This window comes from Gilliamella sp. HK2, from assembly GCF_001690265.1.
Classification (GTDB): Bacteria; Pseudomonadota; Gammaproteobacteria; order Enterobacterales; family Orbaceae; genus Gilliamella; species Gilliamella apicola_C.
Window position 1 is genome coordinate 25640 of record NZ_LZGV01000094.1, and the last position, 23440, is coordinate 49079.

The following is a 23440-nucleotide window of genomic DNA, read 5'->3' on the forward strand; positions in this document are numbered from 1 at the left end:
TATTTAATCAGTTATTTTAGAAACAAGGGGCCTAAATCCTGTGTTGGTATTTGATATTCAGATGGGTAATCCACCTGAACCAAGTATAACCCGTCAGGTTTTGCCGTTGCAGCAGCTTGCGTTCTGTCTTTAGCTTGTAATAACTCATCAATCCATTTTGGATGCTTATTACCAGCACCTACTTCAAGTAAACTGCCTACAATATTGCGCACCATGTGGTGAACAAATGCATTGGCTTTAATATCAACAACAATATATTCACCTTGTCGCCAAACTTCAATATGATGAATATTACGCCATGGGGTTAATGATTGACACTGCGTCGCTCTAAACGAGGTAAAATCATTTTCACCTAATAAATATTGTGCAGCTTGATGCATTAAGGTTTCGTCCAGTGGCAAATAATAATGTGATACTCCTTTAGCTAAAATCGCCGGTCTATAACGGTGATTATAGATCACATAACGGTAACGCCGAGCCGTTGCGCTAAATCTCGCATGAAAGTTATCATCAACCGTTTGCGACCAACGCACTGCAATATTATTAGGTAAATGCGAATTAACGCCCATTGTCCAAGCACTAGGTGATCGCACTGTTTGGGTTTCAAAATGAATAACTTGCCCTGTTGCATGTACACCGGCATCGGTTCGGCCAGCGCAAAATACGTTTATTGGTGAATTAGCAATAATCGATAGCGCAGATTCCAGTCGCTCTTGGATGGAGTCAACAGCGCGTTGCCGTTGCCAACCAAAGTAATCACTACCATCATATTCAATACCCAGAGCAATTTTACAGGTAGTCATTAATAAGGATCTCAAGTGTCTCAATTAACATTAGCGCCCCTAAATAACGGATATTATCAGCAACAGACCAAAATTGAATTTGTTCATAATGACCATAACTGTGTCTTAAATTCGATAATTTAATAGTTAGCTGATTTTCTGATTCAGCGCTGACTTCAGTTACCGGAGTTGGTAAGTTATCGTTTTGCACCTCAACACCAAACTCACCAAAACGGCTCATATCTAATTCAATTGGCAAGCTACTTGATACATTAATGGCTTGTGACACGCCATAAAACACCGGCACAATAACTGACTCAATCGAGACCGGTAAATCATAATTACTAAGTACTTTACGAATTTGGTTAACTTGTGACTTTTCACCTAACATTGAGTCATGATGTTCGTGCGATATAGGTAATAAGTTAAATGCTAATTGTTTGTCAAATAGTTCATTATCAACTGGCATACCATTTAGTAAACGAGCACTTTGTCCAGCAAGCTCATCAACACCAGGCTTACCATACAAAGATGCAGGAATAAAACTGGTAGCATGTAAATTAGTTAATAATTCAATGTCAGTTAAAGACGCAACACATCGCAACAATTGGCATACAGTCGCACTTGCTACCGCTATAATGTTTTCATTACGATATTCGGTTAATACACTATTATTAACTTTTGGCACGACTAATGGAATGTGGTCTTGCTCGGCAAAATAACCACTTGCATCAATAACCACACAACCCGATTCTGCCGCAATTTGCGCATAAGTTTCACTAACTTTAGCGCTAGCCACAAAAAAGGCAAAATGACACTGGCTCCAGTCCATTTGTGCACTATCGGTGACAGTTAAATTTTTGCCAGCATAACGAACAACTTCGCCAGCACTATTATCACTACCAACTAAATAAAGATTGTCAATTTTTAAACTATTCTCTTGTAAACTACGTTGTTGTAATAATTCAACTAGCGCAGAACCCACTTGTCCTGTCGCACCAACAATAGCAATATTCCATGCAGACATATTTATAACCCAACTAATAAAAAAATTTAGCAATAATTATACCACTATATTGCTCAATATAGCGGAAAAAGATATTTGGTAGTAGCAATAGATGATTAGATCTTATCGAGTAGTTTATATAAATGTCTAAATAATTCATTGCGTTAAATTTACTTTATTGTTTTAACCTTTCAATGATTTAGTCTTATTCAAATCTGCATGAACTAATTTATCTTTTGCAAATAAATTTTATGATAACCAATGAGTATAGGTTATTACCTCCCATACTAATTGGCTAACTCACTTTCTATGTGTTTTATTGCTTGTCGTTGCTGTTCAATTAAGCAAGTCAACACTTTGTTTAAATAAGGATCAATATCCCGTTCATAAATTGGCGCTAGCGTTGTTAAACAAGCTTTATTCATATTTTCATTTAACAGTGAAAACGATTCTTGCTGATGTTTTTTGTTATCAAGCAATTTTATTTTCTTTTTTAGCTGATCTTGATAATAATTATATACTCTAAAACCAAGGCTATAATCAGAAGAACCAGTACTAGGCAATTGATTAAAAAGTTCAATTGACTGTTCTAATGTTATACCGTACTCAACAGCGCCTTCATGAAAATAGGTATTAAATTGATTTGGGTAAATGATTTGGTAAGTTGCTTCTGGCGCTCCAATTAATACTTCTTTAAGCATAAATTTCATATTACTTGTATCAATATTGTAATGTTTCCACAATCGAGGAAACGTTCCAGACTGAGATTCTATTGGTTCTGATTTTATAGACGATAATGTATAAATATCGCCACTTGGTGCTATATAGTAATATTGAAAACCATGCCAAAGATCTGGATTATCAGAAAAAGCGTTATTTGCTAATAATAGTTTATCACTTACCTGATTTTTGTTGATCAAAGATAATGTAATATTTCTTCCTAAATTAGGTAAATATTCTTGATTTTTGCTATCAGGGTTAGCTAGAGCAATGCCCAATTTCAGTTGAAAATCGTTACCATTATAAACAAGAGAATCATCATTGATTAAATCATCTAATTTTTTAAAATCAAATTTTAAATTATGCAATGGGCAACGACTGTTATATTTTACCTTTTCTTTTTTATCAAGTTTTTGATATTCATCTTCGTTCCTTAAACAATCCTGTTCTAATTGATATAAATCAACCTTAGCAAAGAATGGCTCACCACGATATTTGGGATTAATATCAAGAGTATGACCATAAGTAAAAAAACTCAGTATCAATAGCATTGCATTAAAGAAATGTATTAGTTTCATATATTATTGTTACTACCTTATTATTAGCGAAGTAATTCAATTATATATTTTTTGTCAATTAAGTAAAACTTGCTCTTTATCTGTTTATAGTGCAAAGCGCAATATCGATAACTAATGCTATATTCACTATACATTAAATGCATCCCTAGCTGTTGATTAATTATTTACTCATATTTTTAATTACCAAGCTGACATTACACTCTAATTTTGTCATGTATTAAGGTGAAAATATGGTTGCTTCCATAATTTTCAATCAAACATATTAATTTGAGCTTTATTAAATAAATTATGATGGATGTTTTGGAACACAGATCCAAAAAATAAATGCTATCGGATTACAGATTGGAAGCTTACCGCTAAAGTAATCAATCATAGTTATCACTTAAGATTATTCATTATGGCAAAAAGCACTCTATCAACCATTGCAAAACAAGCTAACTTATCAATAGCCTCAGTATCAAGGGTTTTAAATAAACCCCATTTAACCTCGCCAATAACGCAATCTAAAGTGTATAAGGCCATTGAAGAACTAAATATTGACATTCATGACAATTTTAAATCATCGATGAATGCTAATGGCTCAAATAAAATACTTGTACTTGATAATCAATTTATCACTCGAACTTTAATAAATTGTGGTTTGGAACAAACCTTGAAACAGGCAGGTTATATCATTTTTTATTTTCGCTTTCCTTATCAAACTAAAAAAGATATTTATTATTTAATTAAATATATTAACCAAAACAATTTTGCAGGCATTTTAATCATTAATGATGCAGCCTATTTATCAGAATTAAGGCATTTTAAAAAAATCTTACCGCCACTTGTTCTCATTAATCATTTTTCGCTTAATTATGCATGTGTCTATTTTGATCATTTAGTCATTGGCTACCAAATAACACAATATTTGCTAAATAATTCACATACTAAAATCGCAGTTTTATTTAATGATAACAATAATCATAGCTCCATACTTTTTTTGCAAGGCTATAAACAAGCTTTGTTAAGAAAAAATATAACGATTAATACAAATTATCTTATTCCAAATTGCATCACTTATGATCATGGCAGATCAGCAATTAAAAGGCTAATCAATACTAATAATCCCCCAACAGCTATTGTCTGCTGTGATAATACAAATTTAAATTATTTGGATGAGAATTACCACAACGAACAACATTACCTATCGCCTTATAGTGTCGTTTTAGGAGCCGTACATCAGGCCAATGAAAGTGAAGCGCAACTTATGCAACCATTAATCATTACTTATCTTAGTCATTCGCAAAATAGGCAATATAATGAATTAGATAGGTTAAGCCGAATAAATAAGCCTTTGTATGAAATGGGGAAAGCGTCCGCAACTTTGCTTTGCAAACGCATAAACAATAACAAGAAAACAATCAAACAATGTCATATTATTGAAGCTGAATCAATATTTTATTGAGCTATACATTTACATGTTCTTTTCACTAACTTTTTTAGCCAATAACACTAAAAACTATATACAATACAAAAGGATATTAAGAGATTGATACTAAGCGTTTTGGTGACAGTTGCCTAAATCGTTGCGTTCCTACGCCAATAAATTGTTTGCCTTGGTAGATTCTTACTTGTGTTTCAACTGGTATGCTATTATCAAGTTCAATACTCCGCCCGAATAAAATATCTTTACTTTGCTCATCAGTTAATGTCACTTTTTGGCAATCTTGTAAGGGGCTATCAATTGGCATTAGCAATTCATCTTTCAACACCATATTTTGTAAATCATCTAAAGTGACCATTTTTTCAATTGGGTAATTAGCAACTTGTAATCGTCTTAAATAAATAACATGTGCCCCACACCCCAGTAGCTCACCTAAATCATCAATAATGGTTCGAATATAGGTTCCTTTAGAGCAATGTATCTCTAACGTTAATTCGTTTTTTATAGTGTCAAATTGGATAAATTGATTGTCATAAACGGTAATAGGTCTTGCCTCTCGCTCAATAACAATACCTTGGCGAGCATATTCGTAAAGTGGTTTACCTTGATATTTCAATGCCGAAAACATGGTTGGCACTTGCAAAATGTCACCGCGAAAATGCGTTAATGCTTCATTAATTTGCGACTCACTTATATTAACGGGTTTGCTACAAATAATTTGACCGTCAGCATCAGAAGTATCAGTACGCTCGCCGAGTTTAGCTATTACTCGATAACGTTTGTCTGAATCTAATAAATACTGAGAAAACTTAGTCGCTTCACCAAAACAGATAGGCAGCATGCCTGTCGCTAATGGATCAAGTGCCCCTGTGTGCCCTGCTTTTTTGGCATTAAATAGCCTTTTCACCTTTTGCAGTGCGTCGTTTGATGTCATACCTTGTGACTTATCTAGCAACAAAACGCCGTGAATATCACGGCGGGCTTTTTTTATATTCATCATTTTATATTGAAACACATGTTTACCTGAAAATTTTGACAAATATCAGGGTTGTTTTTAATATTAATCTTTGTGACGCTCATTATCTTGTTTAATCACATCCGCAACCAAACTCGACATCTGCATACCTTTCACTAATGACTCATCATAAAAGAATTTGATTTCAGGAATGATTCGCAAGCTCATAGCTTTGCCAATTAAGGTACGAATATAACCTTTAGCTTCATTAAGGACTGTTAAACCTTGTTCGATAACTTGTGGATCATCATCATTTAAGAACGTCACAAAAACTTTAGCGTACGAAAGATCACGCGAAATATCAACACCTGAAACGGTTACCATGCCTAAACGTGGATCTTTAATTTCACGTTGTAAGATAATTGCAATTTCTTTTTGTAATTCATGTCCAACCCGAGATGAACGATTAAATGCTTTTGCCATATCTATTTTCCTTAAAATATGAATAAGCAAGGCGTAAACCTTGCTTATAACATGATAGCGTAATAATTAGATCGTACGCTTGATTTCGATAGTTTCAAAGACTTCGATCGCATCACCGACACGAACATCATTGTAGTTACGCACCCCAATACCACATTCCGTTCCGTTGCGAACTTCGTTGACATCATCTTTAAAACGACGCAATGACTCAAGTTCACCTTCGTAAATAACCACATTATCACGCAGTACACGAATTGGATTATGACGTTTAACCACACCTTCAGTGACCATACAGCCGGCAATTGCACCAAATTTAGGTGATTTAAATACATCACGCACTTCAGCAAGGCCGATAATTTGTTGTTTATACTCTGGCGCAAGCATACCGCTCATTGCTTGTTTAACTTCATCAATGAGATCATAAATCACTGAATAGTAACGTAAATCTAAGTTTTCTGATTCAATCACTTTACGTGCGGATGCATCAGCACGAACATTAAAGCCCAAAATAATCGCATTTGATGCAGCAGCTAGAGAAGCATCGGTTTCTGTGATCCCCCCCACCCCTGAGCCAATAATTTTAACTTTAACTTCATCTGTTGAAAGTTTAAGTAATGAGTCAGAAATCGCTTCAGCAGAACCTTGAACGTCCGCTTTTAATACGATATTAAGTTCAGAAACATCGCCTTCTGTCATGTTAGTAAACATGTTTTCAAGTTTCGCTTTTTGCTGACGAGCAAGTTTTACATCACGGAATTTACCTTGTCGATAAAGAGCAACTTCACGCGCTTTCTTTTCGTCACGTACAACGGTAGCTTCATCACCAGCAGATGGCACACCAGACAAGCCGAGGATTTCAACCGGTATTGATGGACCCGCTTCTGTTACTTCTTTACCAAGTTCATTACGCATAGCTCGAATGCGTCCATATTCAAATCCACAAAGAACAATATCGCCTTTACGTAAAGTTCCTGATTGAACAAGCACTGTTGCAACAGAGCCTCGACCTTTATCAAGGAACGACTCAATAACTACGCCACTTGCCATACCTGATTCGTATGCAGTCAGTTCAAGTACTTCAGCTTGTAATAAAATAGCTTCAAGAAGTTGATCAATACCTGTTCCCGCTTTTGCCGAAACATGAACAAACTGCGTATCTCCGCCCCAATCTTCTGACATGACACCATATTGAGCTAGTTCACCTTTTACACGCTCGGGATCGGCTTCTGGTTTATCAATTTTGTTTACCGCAACAACCATTGGCACATTTGCCGCTTTAGCATGTTGGATAGCTTCAATGGTTTGTGGCATAACGCCATCATCAGCTGCAACAACAAGTACAACTATATCAGTTGCTTTAGCTCCACGAGCACGCATTGACGTAAAGGCCGCATGGCCAGGAGTATCTAAGAACGTAATTTCACCATTAGCGGTTTTCACATGGTAAGCACCAATGTGCTGAGTGATCCCACCTGCTTCGCCTGAAGCAACTTTTGCTTTACGAATATAATCAAGTAATGAAGTTTTACCGTGGTCAACGTGCCCCATAATGGTTACAACAGGAGCGCGTGCGACTTTTTCTGCACCAGTATCACGATCACTCATCAGTGATTCTTCTAGTTCATTTTCACGACGAAGCACAACTTTATGCCCCATCTCTTCAGCAACAAGTTGCGCTGTCTCTTGATCAATGACCTGATTGATGGTTGCCATTGCACCCATTTTCATCATTGTTTTGATTACTTCTGAACCTTTTACTGCCATCTTATTAGCTAATTCAGCCACAGTGATGGTTTCACCAATAACAACATCGCGATTAACTGCTTGAACAGGTTTATTAAAACCCTGTTGTAAGGTGCTTTTGCCTTTCTTTTTATGGCCACTACGTGTTGCTGCGCGAGCTTCTTCTCGCTCTGCTTTACCTTCTGATAATTTGCTACCTTTTTTCTGCTTGGTCTGTTTAGTGTTGCGACCTCGGCCACGAGCGCTTTCAACTTCACGATCAGTATCGTCTTCAGCTGCTCTAGCGTATTTAGAAGTTGTCACATGATAATCTTCATCTTCGGTATTATCATTATCTTCAACATCGCTATATTGTTCAGCTAGCTTACGAGCTTCCTCTGCCATACGTTTAGCATCTTCCTCTAATTTTCGGCGACTTTCTTCTTCAGCTTTACGTTTAATTTCGTTAGCTTCTGCCTCTAAACGTGCTTTTTCTTCTTGGGCTTTTTTCACTTTTGGATCAACTGAATGTTCTTGCGCAGCTTTAGCTTTTTCTTCTTGGGCACGTTTTTTCGCTTCTTCTGCAGCTTTCTTCTCTTTTTCTTCAGCTTCTTTACGAGCCTTTAATTCGGCTTCTTCCTTCGCTTTTTGCTCAGCTTCAAGACGAGCCTTTTCTTGCTCGGCAGCAATTTCAGCTGGATCGCGTTTGACAAAAGTTCGTTTTTTACGAACTTCTACTTTGATTTCTTTGCTTTTGCCACCACCGCTCGACACATTCAAGGTTGAGTGCGTTTTACGTTGCAATGTTAACTTTGTTGGGCCTTGCTGAGGTTTTAAATGAGCAAGCAAAGCTTCTTTTTCCTTTTGTGTCACAGTATCTGATGCTGATTTATTCATACCTGCATCGGCAAACTGTTGCAAAAGTGTTTGCACTGGAGTGTTTATCTCTTGAGCCAGTGTTTCGATTGATACTTTGGTCATGTATTACTTTCCCTCAATTATTCATCTGCAAACCAACAAATATTACGTGCAGCCATAATAAAATCGCCAGCTTGTTCGCTTGTTAAGCCTTCAATATCATTTAGATCATCAGTACCTTGTTCTGCTAAATCTTCCAAAGTAATGATGTCATGTTGCGCTAGTTGATAGGCTAATTCTTGTGTCATACCTGGCAATTCAAGTAAATCTTGCGCAGGCTGTTTATCACCACTATTTGCTAGAGCCATTGTTGTCAATGCGTCTTTTGCTCGGCTTCTCAATGCTTGAACTAAATCTTCATCCAATTCATCAATTTCAAGCAACTCGTCAACTGGCACATAGGCAAGCTCTTCGAGCGAAGTAAAGCCCTCTTCAACTAATAACTGTGCAAGCCCTTCATCAATATCAAGATGTTTAATTAAATTATTGATTGCAGCAAAAGATTCTGCATGGTGTTTTTCTTGCAAATCTTCAGTAGTCATCACATTTAGTGTCCAACCAGTAAGCTGAGAAGCTAAACGAATATTTTGACCATTTCGACCAATAGCCTGCGGTAAAGTTTCGGCATTGACTGCTACATCCATGGTGTGCTTATCTTCATCAACAACAATCGAAACAACATCGGCAGGTGCCATGGCGTTAATTACGTATTGTGCTGGATTATCATCCCATAAAACAATATCAATACGCTCACCACCAAATTCATTCGAAACAGCTTGAACTCGTGCACCGCGCATTCCCACACAAGCACCAACAGGGTCAATACGGCGGTCATTACTACTCACCGCAATTTTAGCGCGAGAACCAGGATCACGAGCCACGCCTTTAATGTCAATCATTTCTTCACCAATTTCTGGTACTTCAATACGGAATAGCTCTTCCATCATTTCTGGATTTGAACGACTAACGCAAAGTTGTGCGGGTTTATTGTTTTGCTCAATTAAATATAAAATACCACGTACACGGTCACCAATTCGGAAGTTTTCACGCGGTAACATATCATGACGCGACATCATGGCATCTGCATTATTGCCTAAGTCTAGGATCACACTGTCACGATTGGTTTTTTTGACAATACCAGTCACAATATCACCAATACGATTTCTAAACATGTCAATTACCATAGCACGTTCAGCTTCACGTACTTTCTGCACAATGACTTGTTTCGCTGTTTGTGTGGTAATACGGTCAAAAGCTACCGATTCAATTTGCTCTTCAACATAATCACCCAATTTGACAGATGCATCTTCATATTGTGCTGCATCCAATGTCATTTCTTTAGTTGGTTGCGTAACTTCATTAACCACAAGCCAACGGCGGAAAGTATCGTAATCACCTGTTTTATGATCAATTTTTACTATAACATCAATATCAACAGCGTGCTTCTTTTTAGTGGCCGTTGCTAATGCGGTTTCTAATGCTTCAAAAATTTTGTCACGCGTAAGCGCTTTCTCATTTGATACCGCTTCAACAACAGCTAAAATTTCTTTATTCATCCTTTACACCCGTACTCTATTTAAGGTTAAAATTAGGTACTATATTCGCTTTTTGAATATTACTAAAAGCAAACACTTCATCATTATCATCCACAGTTAATGTAATCATCTCATTATCAATAGACTTAATTCGCCCTTTCCACTTACGCCGGTTAGCAACAGCAATACGTAAACTAATTGCGACTTCTTCACCAACAAAACGTTGATAGTGTTCTATCGTAAACAAAGGTCTATCCATGCCAGGCGATGAAACTTCAAGATTATAAGCATCTTTTATAGGGTCTTCGACATCAAGCACTGAACTAATTTGTCGGCTAACATCAGCGCAATTATCAACAGTTATACCATTTTCACTATCAATATAAACACGTAACACAGGATAACGGCCGCGAATGTATTCAACACCAACTAATTCAAAGCCTAGTGCATTCACAGGTTCTTGAATGATATCGGTCAATTGCTGTTCTATATTAGCCAAACAAACCTCCACTGCAGAAAATAAAAAAAGGGCATAAAGCCCAACATTCTTTTTAAACTTACGCTTAAATCTCAACACGCAAAAAAACCTCGACATGCGAGGCTTACATTTAAAAACTAACTATTAATGAAGCCACTTTATTTTAACTTCCAAACAATAACAGAATAGATGGTTTATGAATGAAAATTCAAGTGGTTGCGGGGGCTGGATTTGAACCAACGACCTTCGGGTTATGAGCCCGACGAGCTACCAAGCTGCTCCACCCCGCGATAGATGAATGACAATTATACCGTATTTTGAATAAAATGCAACTTAAAATCCTATTAATTTTATTAAATATGCTTGAAGTTATCAAACAAAATTACTGGTTACTTTAGATGTGGGTATCAATAAATTCAAGCATAACAATAAAATGAATATTGGCGCAATAACCATTTTTTCAAGCCGATTATTGCGACCATTACTTATTACTATAATGACTGATTCGTTGCCTTTTTCATTGTTTGAACAAAATGCGCTAACTGGCTAAGCATTTGTTCAGGATTATCAAGATTTTTTTCAATAATTTTAACCGTTGCCGAACCACTAATGGCTCCTGCCGCGCCTGATTTAATAGCTGCGCTAACTTGATCTGGTTCGGAAATACCAAACCCTTGGATAGCAGGAGGAGCTCCAAACTCCGTCAATTTTTGTAATAAATGAGTCAGCGGTTTATTAGCACGATTTTCCGCACCTGTAACTCCAGCACGTGAGACTAAATAGGTATAACCTTTACCGTGCTTGGCAATATTTTTAATTACATTATCATCTGCATTAGGTGGGCAAATAAATATTGGCGCTATATTATATTTTTCGGCTACCGCAGTAAATTCTTTTGAATATTCAACAGGAACATCGGCAATTAATACCGAATCAATGCCCGCTTTAGCGCATTTGGCGTAAAAGTTATCAATCCCGTTTTTGAATATTAAATTTGCATAAATGAGTAATCCTATTGGAATATTAGCGTAATGCGCTCTAACATTACCTAACATCTCAAAACACTTTTCAACGGTTATTCCACCTTTAAATGCACGTATATTGGCATTTTGAATCGTTGGCCCATCCGCCATTGGATCTGAAAATGGGATGCCTAATTCTAAAGCGTCAGCCCCTGATTCAATCAAGGTTTGGATGATTTTAAAAGACAGTTCTGGCGTTGGATCTCCAACAGGTACAAAAGGAACAAAAGCACCTCTTTTTTCGGCTGTCAATGTTGCAAACAGTTTTTGATAACGGTTCATTCAACTTCTCCTTTTGCTTTTAAAATGTCATAAACGGTAAAGATATCTTTATCACCACGGCCTGATAAGTTCACAATTAATAATTGTTCTTTGTTTGGGTTTTCTTTGATCATTTTAATAGCATAGGCCAAAGCATGCGATGACTCTAATGCCGGGATAATACCTTCACTACGTGACAAAGCCTTAAAAGCGTCTAATGCTTCATCATCAGTAATTGAAACGTAATCTGCTCGACCGATACTATCTAAGTAAGCATGCTGAGGACCAACTGATGGAAAATCTAATCCAGCTGAGATTGAGTAGGATTCTTCAATCTGTCCTTCATCAGTCTGCATCATAGGTGATTTCATACCAAAGTAGATACCAAGCTTACCATGTTTTAATGAAGCGCCATGTTCACCACTTTCAATACCATGTCCACCAGGTTCAACGCCAATTAATCTGACCGTTTTTTCTTCAATAAAATTAGCAAACATACCAATTGCATTTGAACCACCACCAACGCAAGCAATTACCGCATCAGGTAGGCGCCCTTCTTTTTCAAGGATTTGTTGTTTAGCCTCACGACTGATCATCTGCTGAAATTCTCTCACAATGGTTGGAAAAGGATGAGGCCCCGCTGCCGTGCCTAGCATATAATGCGCTTTTTCGTAACTCCCCGACCAATCGCGCAATGCTTCGTTGCAGGCATCTTTTAACGTTGCAGATCCTGTTTCAACAGGGATCACCTTTGCTCCCATTAAACGCATTCTAAACACATTTGGTGCTTGACGTTTAACGTCTTTAGCCCCCATATAAATTCGGCATTTTAAACCAAGTAGTGCGCAGGCTAAAGCCGAAGCAACACCATGTTGCCCAGCACCTGTTTCGGCAATAATTTCAGTTTTCCCCATTCTTTTAGCTAGTAACGCTTGTCCTAAAACTTGATTAGTTTTGTGGGCACCGCCATGCACTAAATCTTCTCGTTTTAAATAAAGTTTGGTTTTCGTGCCAGCCGTTAAATTTTTACATAGCGTTAATGCCGTTGGCCTACCGGCATAGTTAACTAATAAATCGTTAAATTCTTTTTGGAAGCTAGGATCATTGATTGCAGAAACAAAAGCATCTTCAAGTTGTTCAAGTACTGGCACTAATATTTGGGGAACATATTGCCCACCAAATTCACCAAAATAAGGATTTAATTTAGACATGACCATTTCCTTTTAAATAAAAAATTAAATTTGTTCAAATGCAGCTTGTATTTTCTGTTTATCTTTTATTCCGGGCAAAGCTTCAACGCCTGAGTTAAGATCAACACCAATGACACCCGTTGCTATAGCTGATTTTATATTTTGTGGGTTAATGCCACCAGCTAGGATGACATTACTTAAATTATGATCAGTAAGTATAGACCAATCAAAATGTTTGCCCGTACCACCAGCTCCATTATCAAATATGTAACGAGAAACTAATGAATTACTATATTTGGGCATAACATCACCAATACTCAATGCTTTCCATATTTGGCAATCTTTTGGTAATTGGTGACGTAATTTTTGTATATAATTGTCATCTTCATCGCCATGCAGTTGAACTGCATATAGAGATAGTTGTTTTGCTATTTGGCACACAATTTCGATTTCTTCATTTTGAAAGACACCTACCCAATTAAGTGGTGCTCCTGCAATCACTGTTCGAGCTTTAACTGGTTGTATATAACGAGCAGAATTTGGAACAAAAATCAAACCGCCATAGACTGCGCCCGCTTGATAAGCACTTACAGCATCTTCGGCACGGGTTAAGCCACAGACTTTATTTTCACCTAGCGTCACTTTACGAATTGCTAGTTCTAAATTAGGTTCAGACATCAATGCACTGCCGATTAAAAAGCCATTAGCGTAAGTACTGAGCTCTTTAACCTGATTGTGAGTATAAATGCCCGATTCACTAATAATTATGCGATTATCAGGAATGGATTTAGATAACACTTTTACCCGATTTAGATCAACCGTCAGATCCCTTAAATTACGATTATTAATGCCGATTACTTTAGCACCAAGTTGAATTGCACGCTCGACTTCATCTTCAGTGCTAGCTTCAGTTAATATCCCCATGTTAAGTTGATGAGCAATATGGCTTAAATGCTGATATTCATCATCAGTCAATACCGATAGCATTAATAATATCGCATCGGCTTGATAATAACGCGCTAAATAGATTTGGTATTCGTCGATAATAAAGTCCTTACAAAGCACTGGCTGTGTGACTTGATTACGGACTAACGGCAAAAATTCAAAGCTACCTTGGAAATATTTTTCGTCAGTCAGTACCGATATTGCCGAAGCGTAATTTTTGTATACTCTAGCAATATGGGCTGGATCAAAATCATTTCGAATCAATCCCTTTGATGGTGATGCTTTTTTACACTCTAAAATAAACACGTTTTTGCGTTGGCTTATTGCCTGATAAAAATCACGATCACTTGGTATTACCGTTGATTTAAATGTATCAAGTGGTTTTATGGCTTGTTGTTCAACGAGCCATATCTGTTTATCTTTGATGATCTTTTTTAATACTGTTGCCATTTCAACATCTTTTGCTAAAGCTGAAATTGTCATGTTATTCTCCACTTGTTATCTTGCGGCTAATTGTTGTAATAGCAAATAAGCTTTACCGCTATGCATCATTTCGATTGCTCGCTGAGCATTTTGTTTTAAATCTGAATCGCCAAACAAACTCATTAACATCGCGACATTAGCGGCAATTGCCGATTCATGTGCGGGCTTACCATGACCTTGTAAAATAGCAATTAACATATCACGATTCTGTTCAGGTGTCCCACCTTCAATATCTTTTAAGGTAAATGCCGGCAATCCAAAATCATCTGGAGTCAGCGTAAAATAGCCAATTTGACCATCCTTAACTTCGGCCACTTGAGTTTCACCATGAATAGCAACTTCGTCCATACCCGCACCATGCACCACATATGCATGTTGGTAGTTAAGCATTTTTAATGTTTCAGCAATTGGTTTAATCAAATCTGGATGGTATACGCCTAATAAAATCCGTTTTGGACGAGATGGATTAATCAACGGCCCTAACACATTAAAAATAGTCCGAGTTTTTAACTGCTGACGAACTGACGCTGCATGACGAAAACCTGAATGATATTGCTGAGCAAACAAGAAGCATACGCCAAGATCGTCTAATGCCTGCCGAGATGCTTGTGCAGACATATTTAATTTAATACCCAAAGCGGAAAGCACATCTGAAGAGCCTGATTTGCTTGATACACCACGATTACCATGCTTAGCCACTTTATAACCTAATGCAGCTGCCACAAAAGCACTTGCCGTTGAGATATTAATACTATTAGTACCATCACCACCAGTACCAACAATGTCGGTAAAATCATAATCTGGCACATCAAAAACATCTGCATTTTCAAGCAAAGCCTGCGCTGCACCGGCAATTTCATCAGGTGTTTCACCACGCACTTTCATACTAATAATTGCGGTGGCTAATACTGTTGGTTCAATCTTACCTTGAATAATTAAATTGAATAATATTTTACTTTCTTCTTGTGTGAGCAATTGCCCTAAATATAATTTATTTAGCACAGGTTGAATATTGTACTCTTGCTTATCAACTATAGCTTCTTGTTGTAACTTTCCTTTTGTCTCTGATGAATGAAGCGCCCACTCAATAGTTTGTTCTAGTAATTTTTCCCCTTGAATAGTTAAAATCGATTCAGGATGAAACTGAAAACCACAAACCCGATCTTCATCATTACGCACCGCCATGACAATATTATTGAAAATCGCATTAATAGTCAGATTTTTTGGGATATTTTCACCTTTTAAAGAGTGATAACGCGCAACAGGTAGTGGGTTTGGTAATCCTGTAAACATGGCTTGCTCATCATGCTCAATTTGTGAAGCCTTGCCATGTAAGATATCGCCTGCAGGAACAATTGTTCCCCCATAAGATTCAACAATAGCTTGGTGCCCAAGACAAATACCAATAATAGGCAATTTACCTTTTAAACGTTTAAGCAATTCAGGCATACAACCTGCTTCGCTCGGCGTACCAGGTCCAGGAGATAACATTAAAATAGGATGTTGCATGTGTGATAATTTTTCAATAATGACATCAGCAGGAATGGTATTACGATAAATAGTCACACAATGTTGGCTATTTCGCAATTGATCAACTAAGTTATAAGTAAACGAATCAATATTATCAATAAATAAAATATTAGCCATTACAATACACCCTCTACATTATGTGCTGCCATGATAGCTTGAATTACTGCTCGCGCTTTGTTGCGCGATTCATCGGATTCTAACTGAGGTTCGGAATCTAATACCACACCACTACCTGCTTGAACTGTCGCAATACCATCTTCGACATAAGCACTACGAATCACAATACAGGTATCAAGATCGCCATGAGCAGTAAAATAACCAACCGCCCCACCGTAGCTACCCCGTTTAACTTTTTCAGATTCAGCAATTAATTGCATAGCACGCACTTTTGGCGCACCAGTTAATGTCCCCATATTCATAGTCGCTTGGTAAGCATAAAGTGCATCTAAATCATTACGTAACTGACCAACTACCCGTGAAACTAAATGCATCACAAATGAATAACGATCTACTTTTAATAAGTCTTTGGTATAACGCGTGCCTGGCTGGCAAATGCGAGCTAAATCATTACGTGCTAAATCCACTAGCATTAAGTGTTCTGCAAGCTCTTTTTTATCAGTGCGCATTTCAAGCTCTAAACGGCTATCTAAATCGTGATCAATTTCGCCGTTTATGGTTAATCCTCGTGGGCGTGTACCAGCAATCGGATAGATTTCAACTTGATTTGTTGCTTTAGTATATTTAAGTGCGCTTTCTGGTGATGCACCAAATAAGACAAAATCTTGATCTTGCATATAAAACATGTAAGGGCTTGGGTTATGGATTTTTAATACCTGATAAGCAGATAACGGCTCAGGACAAGGTAGTGAAAAACGCCGTGAAGGTACAGCTTGAAAGATTTCCCCCTGCTGAATCGCATCTTGCATCTTTTTCACCATCGTGTTGAAATCATCATCACTTTTATTACAAGTCACATTAATATTAGCAAACGATTTTGTATAAATGGGCTTCATTGGTTGATTTAACGTTGCTTGTAGGTCAGCTAATCTTAATGTCAACCGTTCAATTTCTAGTGCATCAGACGTAAAGGCTGTTGATTTTAAAATTGACACATGATCTTGATGATTTATTTCTAATAGTGTTTCAGCTAAATAAAAACAGAAATCTTGGCAACGTTGCTCACTCGGCAAAATAGGAAGTTGTTCAAAACTAGCGACAAGATCATAACAAAATAGGCCGCCAACAAAAATTGCATCTTGCCCATATTGTTCGGTATTATCTACAATAGTTAATAAGGTTCTTAATACATCAAAGACGGATAATGACTTTAACCTTGAATCTTCATCTTGCATATTGTTGATAGTAGGAAATACCAATTTAAGCGTTTGTTCATTCAGTTGGATATTATCTAACTTATCTAAAAAGTTCTTTTGTAATAAAGGTAATAGTTTTTCGCCATTTGTAGTCAAAGCCTTAACAGTTACTTCATTGTTAATTGCCGAAATACGTAAGGCACTATCAACAATCATGACACTTTTAATTCCTTGCTTATTATCTATTTCAGCAGATTCAAGCAACAATGTTGCAGGTCTACTATCACATAATTGATAAAACACTTGGGTTGGATTTTGATAATAATCAATCGTTTTGGTGATCTGCGTTAGTACGTGCTTGTTCATTGTTGTCTCTCTATTTATGTTTAATTTTAATTCATATCGATTTTTTCTTTGCTTAAAACGAAAAAACCCGCCTAGTGCGGGTTTTGTAAATTAAGACAATACTTCACTACATTACCCACAAAAAGTAATGCACCACCAACCAAAGCTAGCGACTTGACAAAAGTGAGTAAAGAAATATTGACGTTTCATTATATTATCTGTTTAAAGTAAATTTTGTACTATTAAACTAGTTCATTGGTTCAATGTCAAGTAAATAATAACATATAAAAACTTATCACTTCATAATGTAATAAACGCGATAAAAATAAAGATTCAATTATTCTTCAATTTTTTGATCAAAACGATAATATCCCATATCTTTTTTAACATAAGCGTCTCACACTTGACTCAAGGATAGCCTTCTTTAATTTCTTGTTCTAAATTACTTTGCTTATTCCATGGTAAATTTTGAGATTTAACATTTTGTAACTTATCAACGCATGAATTATAGGTATTAACAAATTCGAACAATCATAAATTTCATTATAAAAATCAATTATAACTAGTCAAATAATAAAATAATGCTTAGAATAACTAGTCATATTTAATTATAAATATAAGGAAATTAAACTATGCCAGTATTTTATATCGCCATCTTTATTATTGTTTTACTTGCTTTAATCACCGTTTTGAAAGGCATTACTATTGTTCCCCAAGGTTATCAATATACTATTGAGCGTTTTGGTAAATATACACATACACTTGAACCAGGTTTAAACATCATTATCCCTTTTATGGATGGTGTTGGTCGTAAAATTAATATGATGGAACAAGTTCTTGATATTCCATCACAAGAAGTGATATCGAAAGATAACGCCAATGTACAAATTGATGCTGTGTGTTTTATTCAAGTGCAAGAAGCAGCAAGGGCAGCATATCAAGTTAATCAATTAGAACGTGCTGTGATTAATTTAATGATGACCAATATTCGTACCGTTTTAGGTAGTATGGAATTAGATGAAATGTTATCCCAACGTGATCACATTAATTCTAAGTTACTAAATATTGTTGATGATGCAACAAGTCCTTGGGGAATAAAAATCACACGTATCGAAATTCGAGATGTTCGCCCACCGGCAGAACTCATTGCGGCAATGAACGCACAAATGAAGGCTGAACGTAATAAACGTGCGGAAATTCTTGAAGCGGAAGGTATTCGTCAAGCAGCGATTTTACGCTCAGAAGGTGAAAAACAATCTGAAATTTTAAAAGCTGAAGGTGAAAAACAATCAGCCTTTTTACAAGCCGAAGCGCGTGAACGTGCTGCCGAAGCTGAAGCTAGAGCAACTCAAATGGTATCAGATGCCATTGCAGCAGGTAATATAAATGCCATTAACTACTTTGTTGCACAAAAATATACTGAAGCGCTACAACAAATTGGTTCAGCTGATAACAGTAAAGTTATTATGGTGCCTCTTGATGCGTCAAGTTTAATGGGCAGTATTGGTGGTATTGCTGAATTGCTTAAAAATACGAAATAGAAATCGAACTTTATACTTAAACACAATATTTCCTAAAACTTTTTGATAAAAGCCATGGATTATATGTTTGAGTTTTTTAACTTAATCGATTTTGAAGGTAGCGTAATGACTGATTTTTTTATGGTTTTCTATAATTCACCTCATTGGGTGTTTATCGCTTTAGGCGGTATTTTACTGATTGCTGAATTAATTGGCACAAGTGGGTATGGGCTTTGGGCTGGGTGTGCAGCCATAATTGTTGGTTTAATGGCTTGGGCATTACCACTTTCTTGGTCAACTTTATGGATCTTATTTGCAATTCTGACGGTTATATCTGCTTATCTTTGGTGGTTTTGGCTTCGAAGAAATGGACAAGATAAATCCAGCAAAAGTGAAATCAATCAGCCTCAACAAGATTTAATTGGTATAAAAACTATTGTCACTGTCCCTATTATTAATGGTTCGGGAAGAGTAAAAATCAAAGATGGGACTTGGCCAGCCAAGTGTAATCAAGATCTTAACGCGGGCCAGCGTGTTGAGGTTATCTCTGTTGATGGTTTAACTTTATATGTGCAACCCTTAAATAGATCATGACATTAGATTGTTTTTATCAAAAATAAAAATACGCGTTCAAACGCGTATTTTTTTATGATCATAAAAGAGAAAAACGAATTACAAAAAAATGTCTTTCATCTGGGTAAATATCTAAAATCACCTTTTTTAAATCACTCAATGTCATATTCTCTTGTTTTGCATGTTCTTCAGTTAATTGTTCAAGAGTGATTGGTGTAACACTCATTATTTTTATGGTACAAAAGTATTCATTAGTTTCAAAAGTACCAACACGTAGCTCATCACCAACTTTAAAGTGTGATTCACTCCTATCGCGAATAGTAATAATTTTTAAACCAGCCAAAATATCAGACTTAAAGCGTTGGTAAAAAGTAATATCATTTTGCATAGTAATTCTCCTTGTAGTTAGCCATTCTACAGTTACTCTCCTTATTTACGCTAGGTGTAATTTGAATTTTATGTAATAAATTATTTGCAAATTTAAAACAGTATCAACTAATGAATATCTTTTACAAAAAGATATTCTAAAAAAGGTTTATGGGATTTTTAGTTTTATCATAAAGGATTTTCTATTTTTTGCTGTCCTATTTTGAGGGCGGTTAAACTAGGATGCTATCATGAATAGCATCCTACCAATACTTAGTGTGACATTGACATTTTAATGCCACCTTTTGGAATTGGTACATAAGCGATTTCTTTAGCAGTCCTTTGCTTATTATTGCGTACTTTCAGCACGGTAACACCAAAGAAGATAATATCGTACACAACGAAAATGATTAATATATGATGCATATTATCGTTTTGTTGTGCTGTCAAACTTCTCTCTGCTACAATACGGCAATTATATTCCTCCGCTAAATAAAAGAATCTTTCTAGTTGAGGATCCGAATTGAATAGTTTCAATGCTAGTGCCCAAGTGATACAAATCAACAACCAAATAGCTGGAATGGTAGTTACCCAGATATTAGGTTAGGATTATTGATAAAATCAGCTTGTCCTTTTTCATCAGAAATAATGCAATAATCCGCTAATCAATCCAATCAAAATTGTAGACAGTATACAAACCTCAACGGTAATTTCTCCTAAATATGTAAGCCAAAATAGCTACTCATCATAATACCAAACAACGAAAAAATGTAGTAACAGACTAATTTATGAGGCAAATGAACAGCCACTTGCATAATAGGGGGAATAATTGGTGTTTTACTAAGTTAATAAGCAATCACCAAAAACACAATTTGTTGAAGAAGTGTAGGACAAGATCGAATTCAAACACCATACTGACCACAGAAATAAAAACGTCGACAGATGTCGACGAAAAATTAAAAATTTATTTATCAAGCAAAGTGAAAGTTTGCCTATTTTGTGTTGTAGAGTCACTACCAATAAACACATTAAATTTACCTGGCTCTGCAACGTATTGCATTTTGTCATTCCAGAATTTTAACATATCATATTTAATAGTAAATTTTACTTTACCTTTTTCATGTGGTTTTAAGGTGATATTTTCAAAACCCATCAACTCTTTAACAGGGCGACTAACTGAGGCTGTGACATCTTGCAAGTAGAGTTGAACTGTTTGCATACCTTCCTTATCGCCAATATTTTCAACATTGACTGTAACAACAATTTCACCCTCTTTGTCCATTTCAGGGCTAGATAAAGAAAAATCCATCGCAAAGTCGGTATAACTTAAACCAAAACCAAATGGAAATAATGGCTCGTTTGGGCTATCAAAATACGAAGTTGTATATTTCCCCATATTTTCGGTTCCACGTGGACGGCCAGTATTTAAATGGCTGTAATAAACAGGTATCTGCCCTACATTATTAGGAAAAGACATCGGCAGCTTACCAGAAGGGTTATACTGACCAAATAATACATCAGCAATAGCATTACCCCCCTCAGTTCCTAAAAACCAAGTTTCAAGCATTGCATCAGCTTGAGCATATTCTTCAGTTAATGTTAATGGGCGACCATTCATTAATACAATAACCAATGGTTTTCCAGTTTCTTTTAATGCTTTGAGCAATCGTTTTTGGCTTGCTTGTAAAGATAGATCTGTTCGACTTGATGATTCATGAGCCATGCCTTCGGCTTCGCCCACAAAGGCAATAACAACATCAGATTTCTTCGCTATATTAACTGCTTCGGCAATGATTTTATCCGCTGGCCTATCATCAAATTTAGAGTTTTCTCCATATAAATTTAAAAAACGATATAAATTTGCATCATCAGAAAGATTAGCACCAAATGCGTAGCTAACTGATTTTGGGTTCTTAACTGTGTTTTTGATGCCTTCTAATGGTGTTACCGCCAAATTAGTACGCCCAGCACCCGACCAACTACCTAAAATATCTCGTTTTGAATTAGCTAATGGACCTATTACCGCAATTTTCTTATTTCTGGCTAGCGGTAAGATCTTATTCTCATTTTTTAATAGCACAATGCTACGACGAGCCACATCTCGCGCTTCTTCACGATGTAGGCGGTTATTTGAAAACATTGTCTCGATATCTAATTTTGGATCTAAATAGCGATTAGGATCACTAAATAGCCCCATATCATATTTAAGCTCAAGAACTCGGCGGCAAGCTTGATTTAATTGATCTTCGGTAATAGCCCCTTCTTTCACTAATTCAGGCAAAAATTGTAAGAAATATTCATCATTCATACTCATATCAATGCCAGCTTTAATCGCAACGCGAACCGCATCTTTCGCATCGCTAGCCACACCATGGTTAATTAGCTCCCGAATAGCGCCATGATCACTAACCACAACACCATCAAAATGCCATTGATTGCGCAACACTTCGGTCAATAACCAATGGTTAGCTGTTGCAGGAATACCATTAACACTGACCAGAGAAACCATGACTGCACGGCTACCAGCATCAATTGCTGCTTTATAAGGGACAAGATATTCTTGGAACATTTTTCGTTCACTCATATCTGTACTGTTATATTCACGCCCACCTTCAACTGCACCATAAAGCGCAAAATGTTTTACAGCCGTTGCAAGCGATTTTTTATCAGCAAGCGACTGTTTTTGCATTCTCTCAACAAAAATACGTCCCGCTTCGGATGTTAAATAAGGATCTTCGCCAAAACCTTCTGACACACGCCCCCATCTTGGATCTCGAGTAATATCGACCATTGGAGCCCAAGTGATGTTCAATCCATCGGCTGTGGCTTCTTCAGCAGATATTTCTGCCACTTTAGCCATTACACTACGATCCCAACTTGATGCAATACCTAAATTAATAGGGAATATGGTTCGGTGCCCATGAATGACATCAAACCCAAAAAATAGCGGGATTTTATTCGGAGATTTTAAAGCTCGTTCTTGCATTTGTGACAGATCTGGCTCGACAATGGTATTAAAAATACCACCAACTTCACCCACTTCAATGTTATCAAGCACTTTATCTAAAGTTAAATCGCCCCCAACACTAATCAAACGTAATTGGCCTGCTTTTTCTTGAATCGTCATTTTCGATAATAAATTATCAATAAAAACTTTCTTTGCTTCGCTATTGAGCTCTTGTGCAGACAGATATCCAGAAAAGAGAAGAGGAAGTAAAAATAGAGCTAATTTTTTCATCATAATAAATATTGTTATAATTAAGAGGGTAGACAAGTAGATAGCATAACGTAT

The 23440-nt window shown here is 36.5% G+C and carries 19 protein-coding genes, 1 tRNA gene and 1 pseudogene; 3 read left to right on the forward strand and 18 right to left on the reverse strand.

Annotation, left to right across the window (positions count from 1 at the left end; all coding sequences use genetic code 11):
- Window positions 1-11 precede the first annotated feature (11 nt).
- The 3 genes from truA to A9G45_RS09720 form a co-directional block, all read right to left on the reverse strand.
- Window positions 12-803: a tRNA pseudouridine(38-40) synthase TruA gene (truA, locus tag A9G45_RS09710; RefSeq protein WP_065566714.1), complete on the reverse strand. Its 792-nt coding sequence runs from the start codon at window positions 801-803 to the stop codon at window positions 12-14.
- Window positions 790-1809: an aspartate-semialdehyde dehydrogenase gene (locus tag A9G45_RS09715; RefSeq protein WP_065566715.1), complete on the reverse strand. Its 1020-nt coding sequence runs from the start codon at window positions 1807-1809 to the stop codon at window positions 790-792. Before A9G45_RS09715 ends, truA begins: the two co-directional genes overlap by 14 nt.
- A 266-nt stretch (window positions 1810-2075) precedes the next feature.
- Window positions 2076-3086: a hypothetical protein gene (locus tag A9G45_RS09720; RefSeq protein ID WP_065566716.1), complete on the reverse strand. Its 1011-nt coding sequence runs from the start codon at window positions 3084-3086 to the stop codon at window positions 2076-2078.
- 397 nt (window positions 3087-3483) lie between these two features.
- Between A9G45_RS09720 and A9G45_RS09725 the strand changes: the two genes are divergently transcribed.
- The gene (locus A9G45_RS09725) at window positions 3484-4530 is read left to right on the forward strand and encodes a LacI family DNA-binding transcriptional regulator (RefSeq protein ID WP_065566717.1); all 1047 of its coding nucleotides are present in this window, start codon (window positions 3484-3486) and stop codon (window positions 4528-4530) included.
- Window positions 4531-4606: 76 nt separating this feature from the next.
- Here the strand turns inward: A9G45_RS09725 and truB are convergent, their stop codons facing one another.
- From truB to A9G45_RS09780, 11 genes are all read right to left on the reverse strand, one after another.
- Window positions 4607-5509 (reverse strand): tRNA pseudouridine(55) synthase TruB, encoded by a 903-nt coding sequence (gene truB, locus A9G45_RS09730; RefSeq protein WP_065566763.1) that lies wholly within the window; start codon window positions 5507-5509, stop codon window positions 4607-4609.
- Window positions 5510-5569: 60 nt separating this feature from the next.
- Window positions 5570-5947: a 30S ribosome-binding factor RbfA gene (gene rbfA / locus A9G45_RS09735; protein ID WP_065566718.1), complete on the reverse strand. Its 378-nt coding sequence runs from the start codon at window positions 5945-5947 to the stop codon at window positions 5570-5572.
- 66 nt (window positions 5948-6013) lie between these two features.
- Entirely contained in the window at window positions 6014-8650 is a 2637-nt protein-coding gene (infB, locus tag A9G45_RS09740; protein WP_065566719.1) for a translation initiation factor IF-2, read from the reverse strand.
- A gap of 17 nt (window positions 8651-8667) precedes the next feature.
- Window positions 8668-10143 carry a transcription termination factor NusA gene (nusA, locus tag A9G45_RS09745; RefSeq protein WP_065566720.1) on the reverse strand — a complete coding sequence of 492 codons (1476 nt, stop codon included), beginning with the start codon at window positions 10141-10143 and terminating at the stop codon, window positions 8668-8670.
- A gap of 16 nt (window positions 10144-10159) precedes the next feature.
- Window positions 10160-10621, reverse strand: a complete 462-nt coding sequence (gene rimP / locus A9G45_RS09750; RefSeq protein ID WP_065566764.1) for a ribosome maturation factor RimP — start codon at window positions 10619-10621, stop codon at window positions 10160-10162.
- 192 nt (window positions 10622-10813) lie between these two features.
- Window positions 10814-10890, reverse strand: a tRNA-Met gene (locus A9G45_RS09755).
- Between the two features lie 201 nt (window positions 10891-11091).
- Complete coding sequence (gene trpA / locus A9G45_RS09760; RefSeq protein ID WP_065566721.1) at window positions 11092-11904, reverse strand: tryptophan synthase subunit alpha; 813 nt, start codon at window positions 11902-11904, stop codon at window positions 11092-11094.
- Window positions 11901-13094 (reverse strand): tryptophan synthase subunit beta, encoded by a 1194-nt coding sequence (gene trpB / locus A9G45_RS09765; protein WP_065566722.1) that lies wholly within the window; start codon window positions 13092-13094, stop codon window positions 11901-11903. The genes trpA and trpB overlap by 4 nt, the downstream gene beginning before the upstream one ends.
- A gap of 24 nt (window positions 13095-13118) precedes the next feature.
- Window positions 13119-14501 (reverse strand): bifunctional indole-3-glycerol-phosphate synthase TrpC/phosphoribosylanthranilate isomerase TrpF, encoded by a 1383-nt coding sequence (gene trpCF, locus A9G45_RS09770; protein WP_065566723.1) that lies wholly within the window; start codon window positions 14499-14501, stop codon window positions 13119-13121.
- 15 nt (window positions 14502-14516) lie between these two features.
- On the reverse strand, window positions 14517-16148 hold the full coding sequence (trpD, locus tag A9G45_RS09775; protein WP_065566724.1) for a bifunctional anthranilate synthase glutamate amidotransferase component TrpG/anthranilate phosphoribosyltransferase TrpD: 1632 nt from the start codon (window positions 16146-16148) through the stop codon (window positions 14517-14519).
- Complete coding sequence (locus A9G45_RS09780) at window positions 16148-17710, reverse strand: anthranilate synthase component 1 (protein ID WP_065566725.1); 1563 nt, start codon at window positions 17708-17710, stop codon at window positions 16148-16150. The genes trpD and A9G45_RS09780 overlap by 1 nt, the downstream gene beginning before the upstream one ends.
- A 611-nt stretch (window positions 17711-18321) precedes the next feature.
- On the opposite strand from A9G45_RS09780, the gene A9G45_RS09785 reads away from it, so the two are divergent.
- Complete coding sequence (locus A9G45_RS09785; RefSeq protein WP_065566726.1) at window positions 18322-19230, forward strand: SPFH domain-containing protein; 909 nt, start codon at window positions 18322-18324, stop codon at window positions 19228-19230.
- Between the two features lie 105 nt (window positions 19231-19335).
- Window positions 19336-19803, forward strand: a complete 468-nt coding sequence (locus A9G45_RS09790) for an NfeD family protein (RefSeq protein WP_065566765.1) — start codon at window positions 19336-19338, stop codon at window positions 19801-19803.
- Between the two features lie 58 nt (window positions 19804-19861).
- Here the strand turns inward: A9G45_RS09790 and yqfB are convergent, their stop codons facing one another.
- The 4 genes and pseudogenes from yqfB to bglX all read right to left on the reverse strand — a co-directional run bounded on the left by yqfB (window position 19862) and on the right by bglX (window position 23389).
- Complete coding sequence (gene yqfB, locus A9G45_RS09795) at window positions 19862-20170, reverse strand: N(4)-acetylcytidine aminohydrolase (RefSeq protein WP_065566727.1); 309 nt, start codon at window positions 20168-20170, stop codon at window positions 19862-19864.
- A 251-nt stretch (window positions 20171-20421) separates the two neighbouring features.
- Window positions 20422-20685, reverse strand: coding sequence for a hypothetical protein (locus A9G45_RS14465; protein ID WP_141674458.1), 264 nt, complete (start codon window positions 20683-20685; stop codon window positions 20422-20424).
- A gap of 182 nt (window positions 20686-20867) precedes the next feature.
- Window positions 20868-21050: pseudogene (locus A9G45_RS15010) on the reverse strand (hypothetical protein); the annotation flags it as partial.
- 62 nt (window positions 21051-21112) lie between these two features.
- Window positions 21113-23389 carry a beta-glucosidase BglX gene (gene bglX, locus A9G45_RS09805; RefSeq protein ID WP_065566729.1) on the reverse strand — a complete coding sequence of 759 codons (2277 nt, stop codon included), beginning with the start codon at window positions 23387-23389 and terminating at the stop codon, window positions 21113-21115.
- Window positions 23390-23440: the final 51 nt, after the last annotated feature.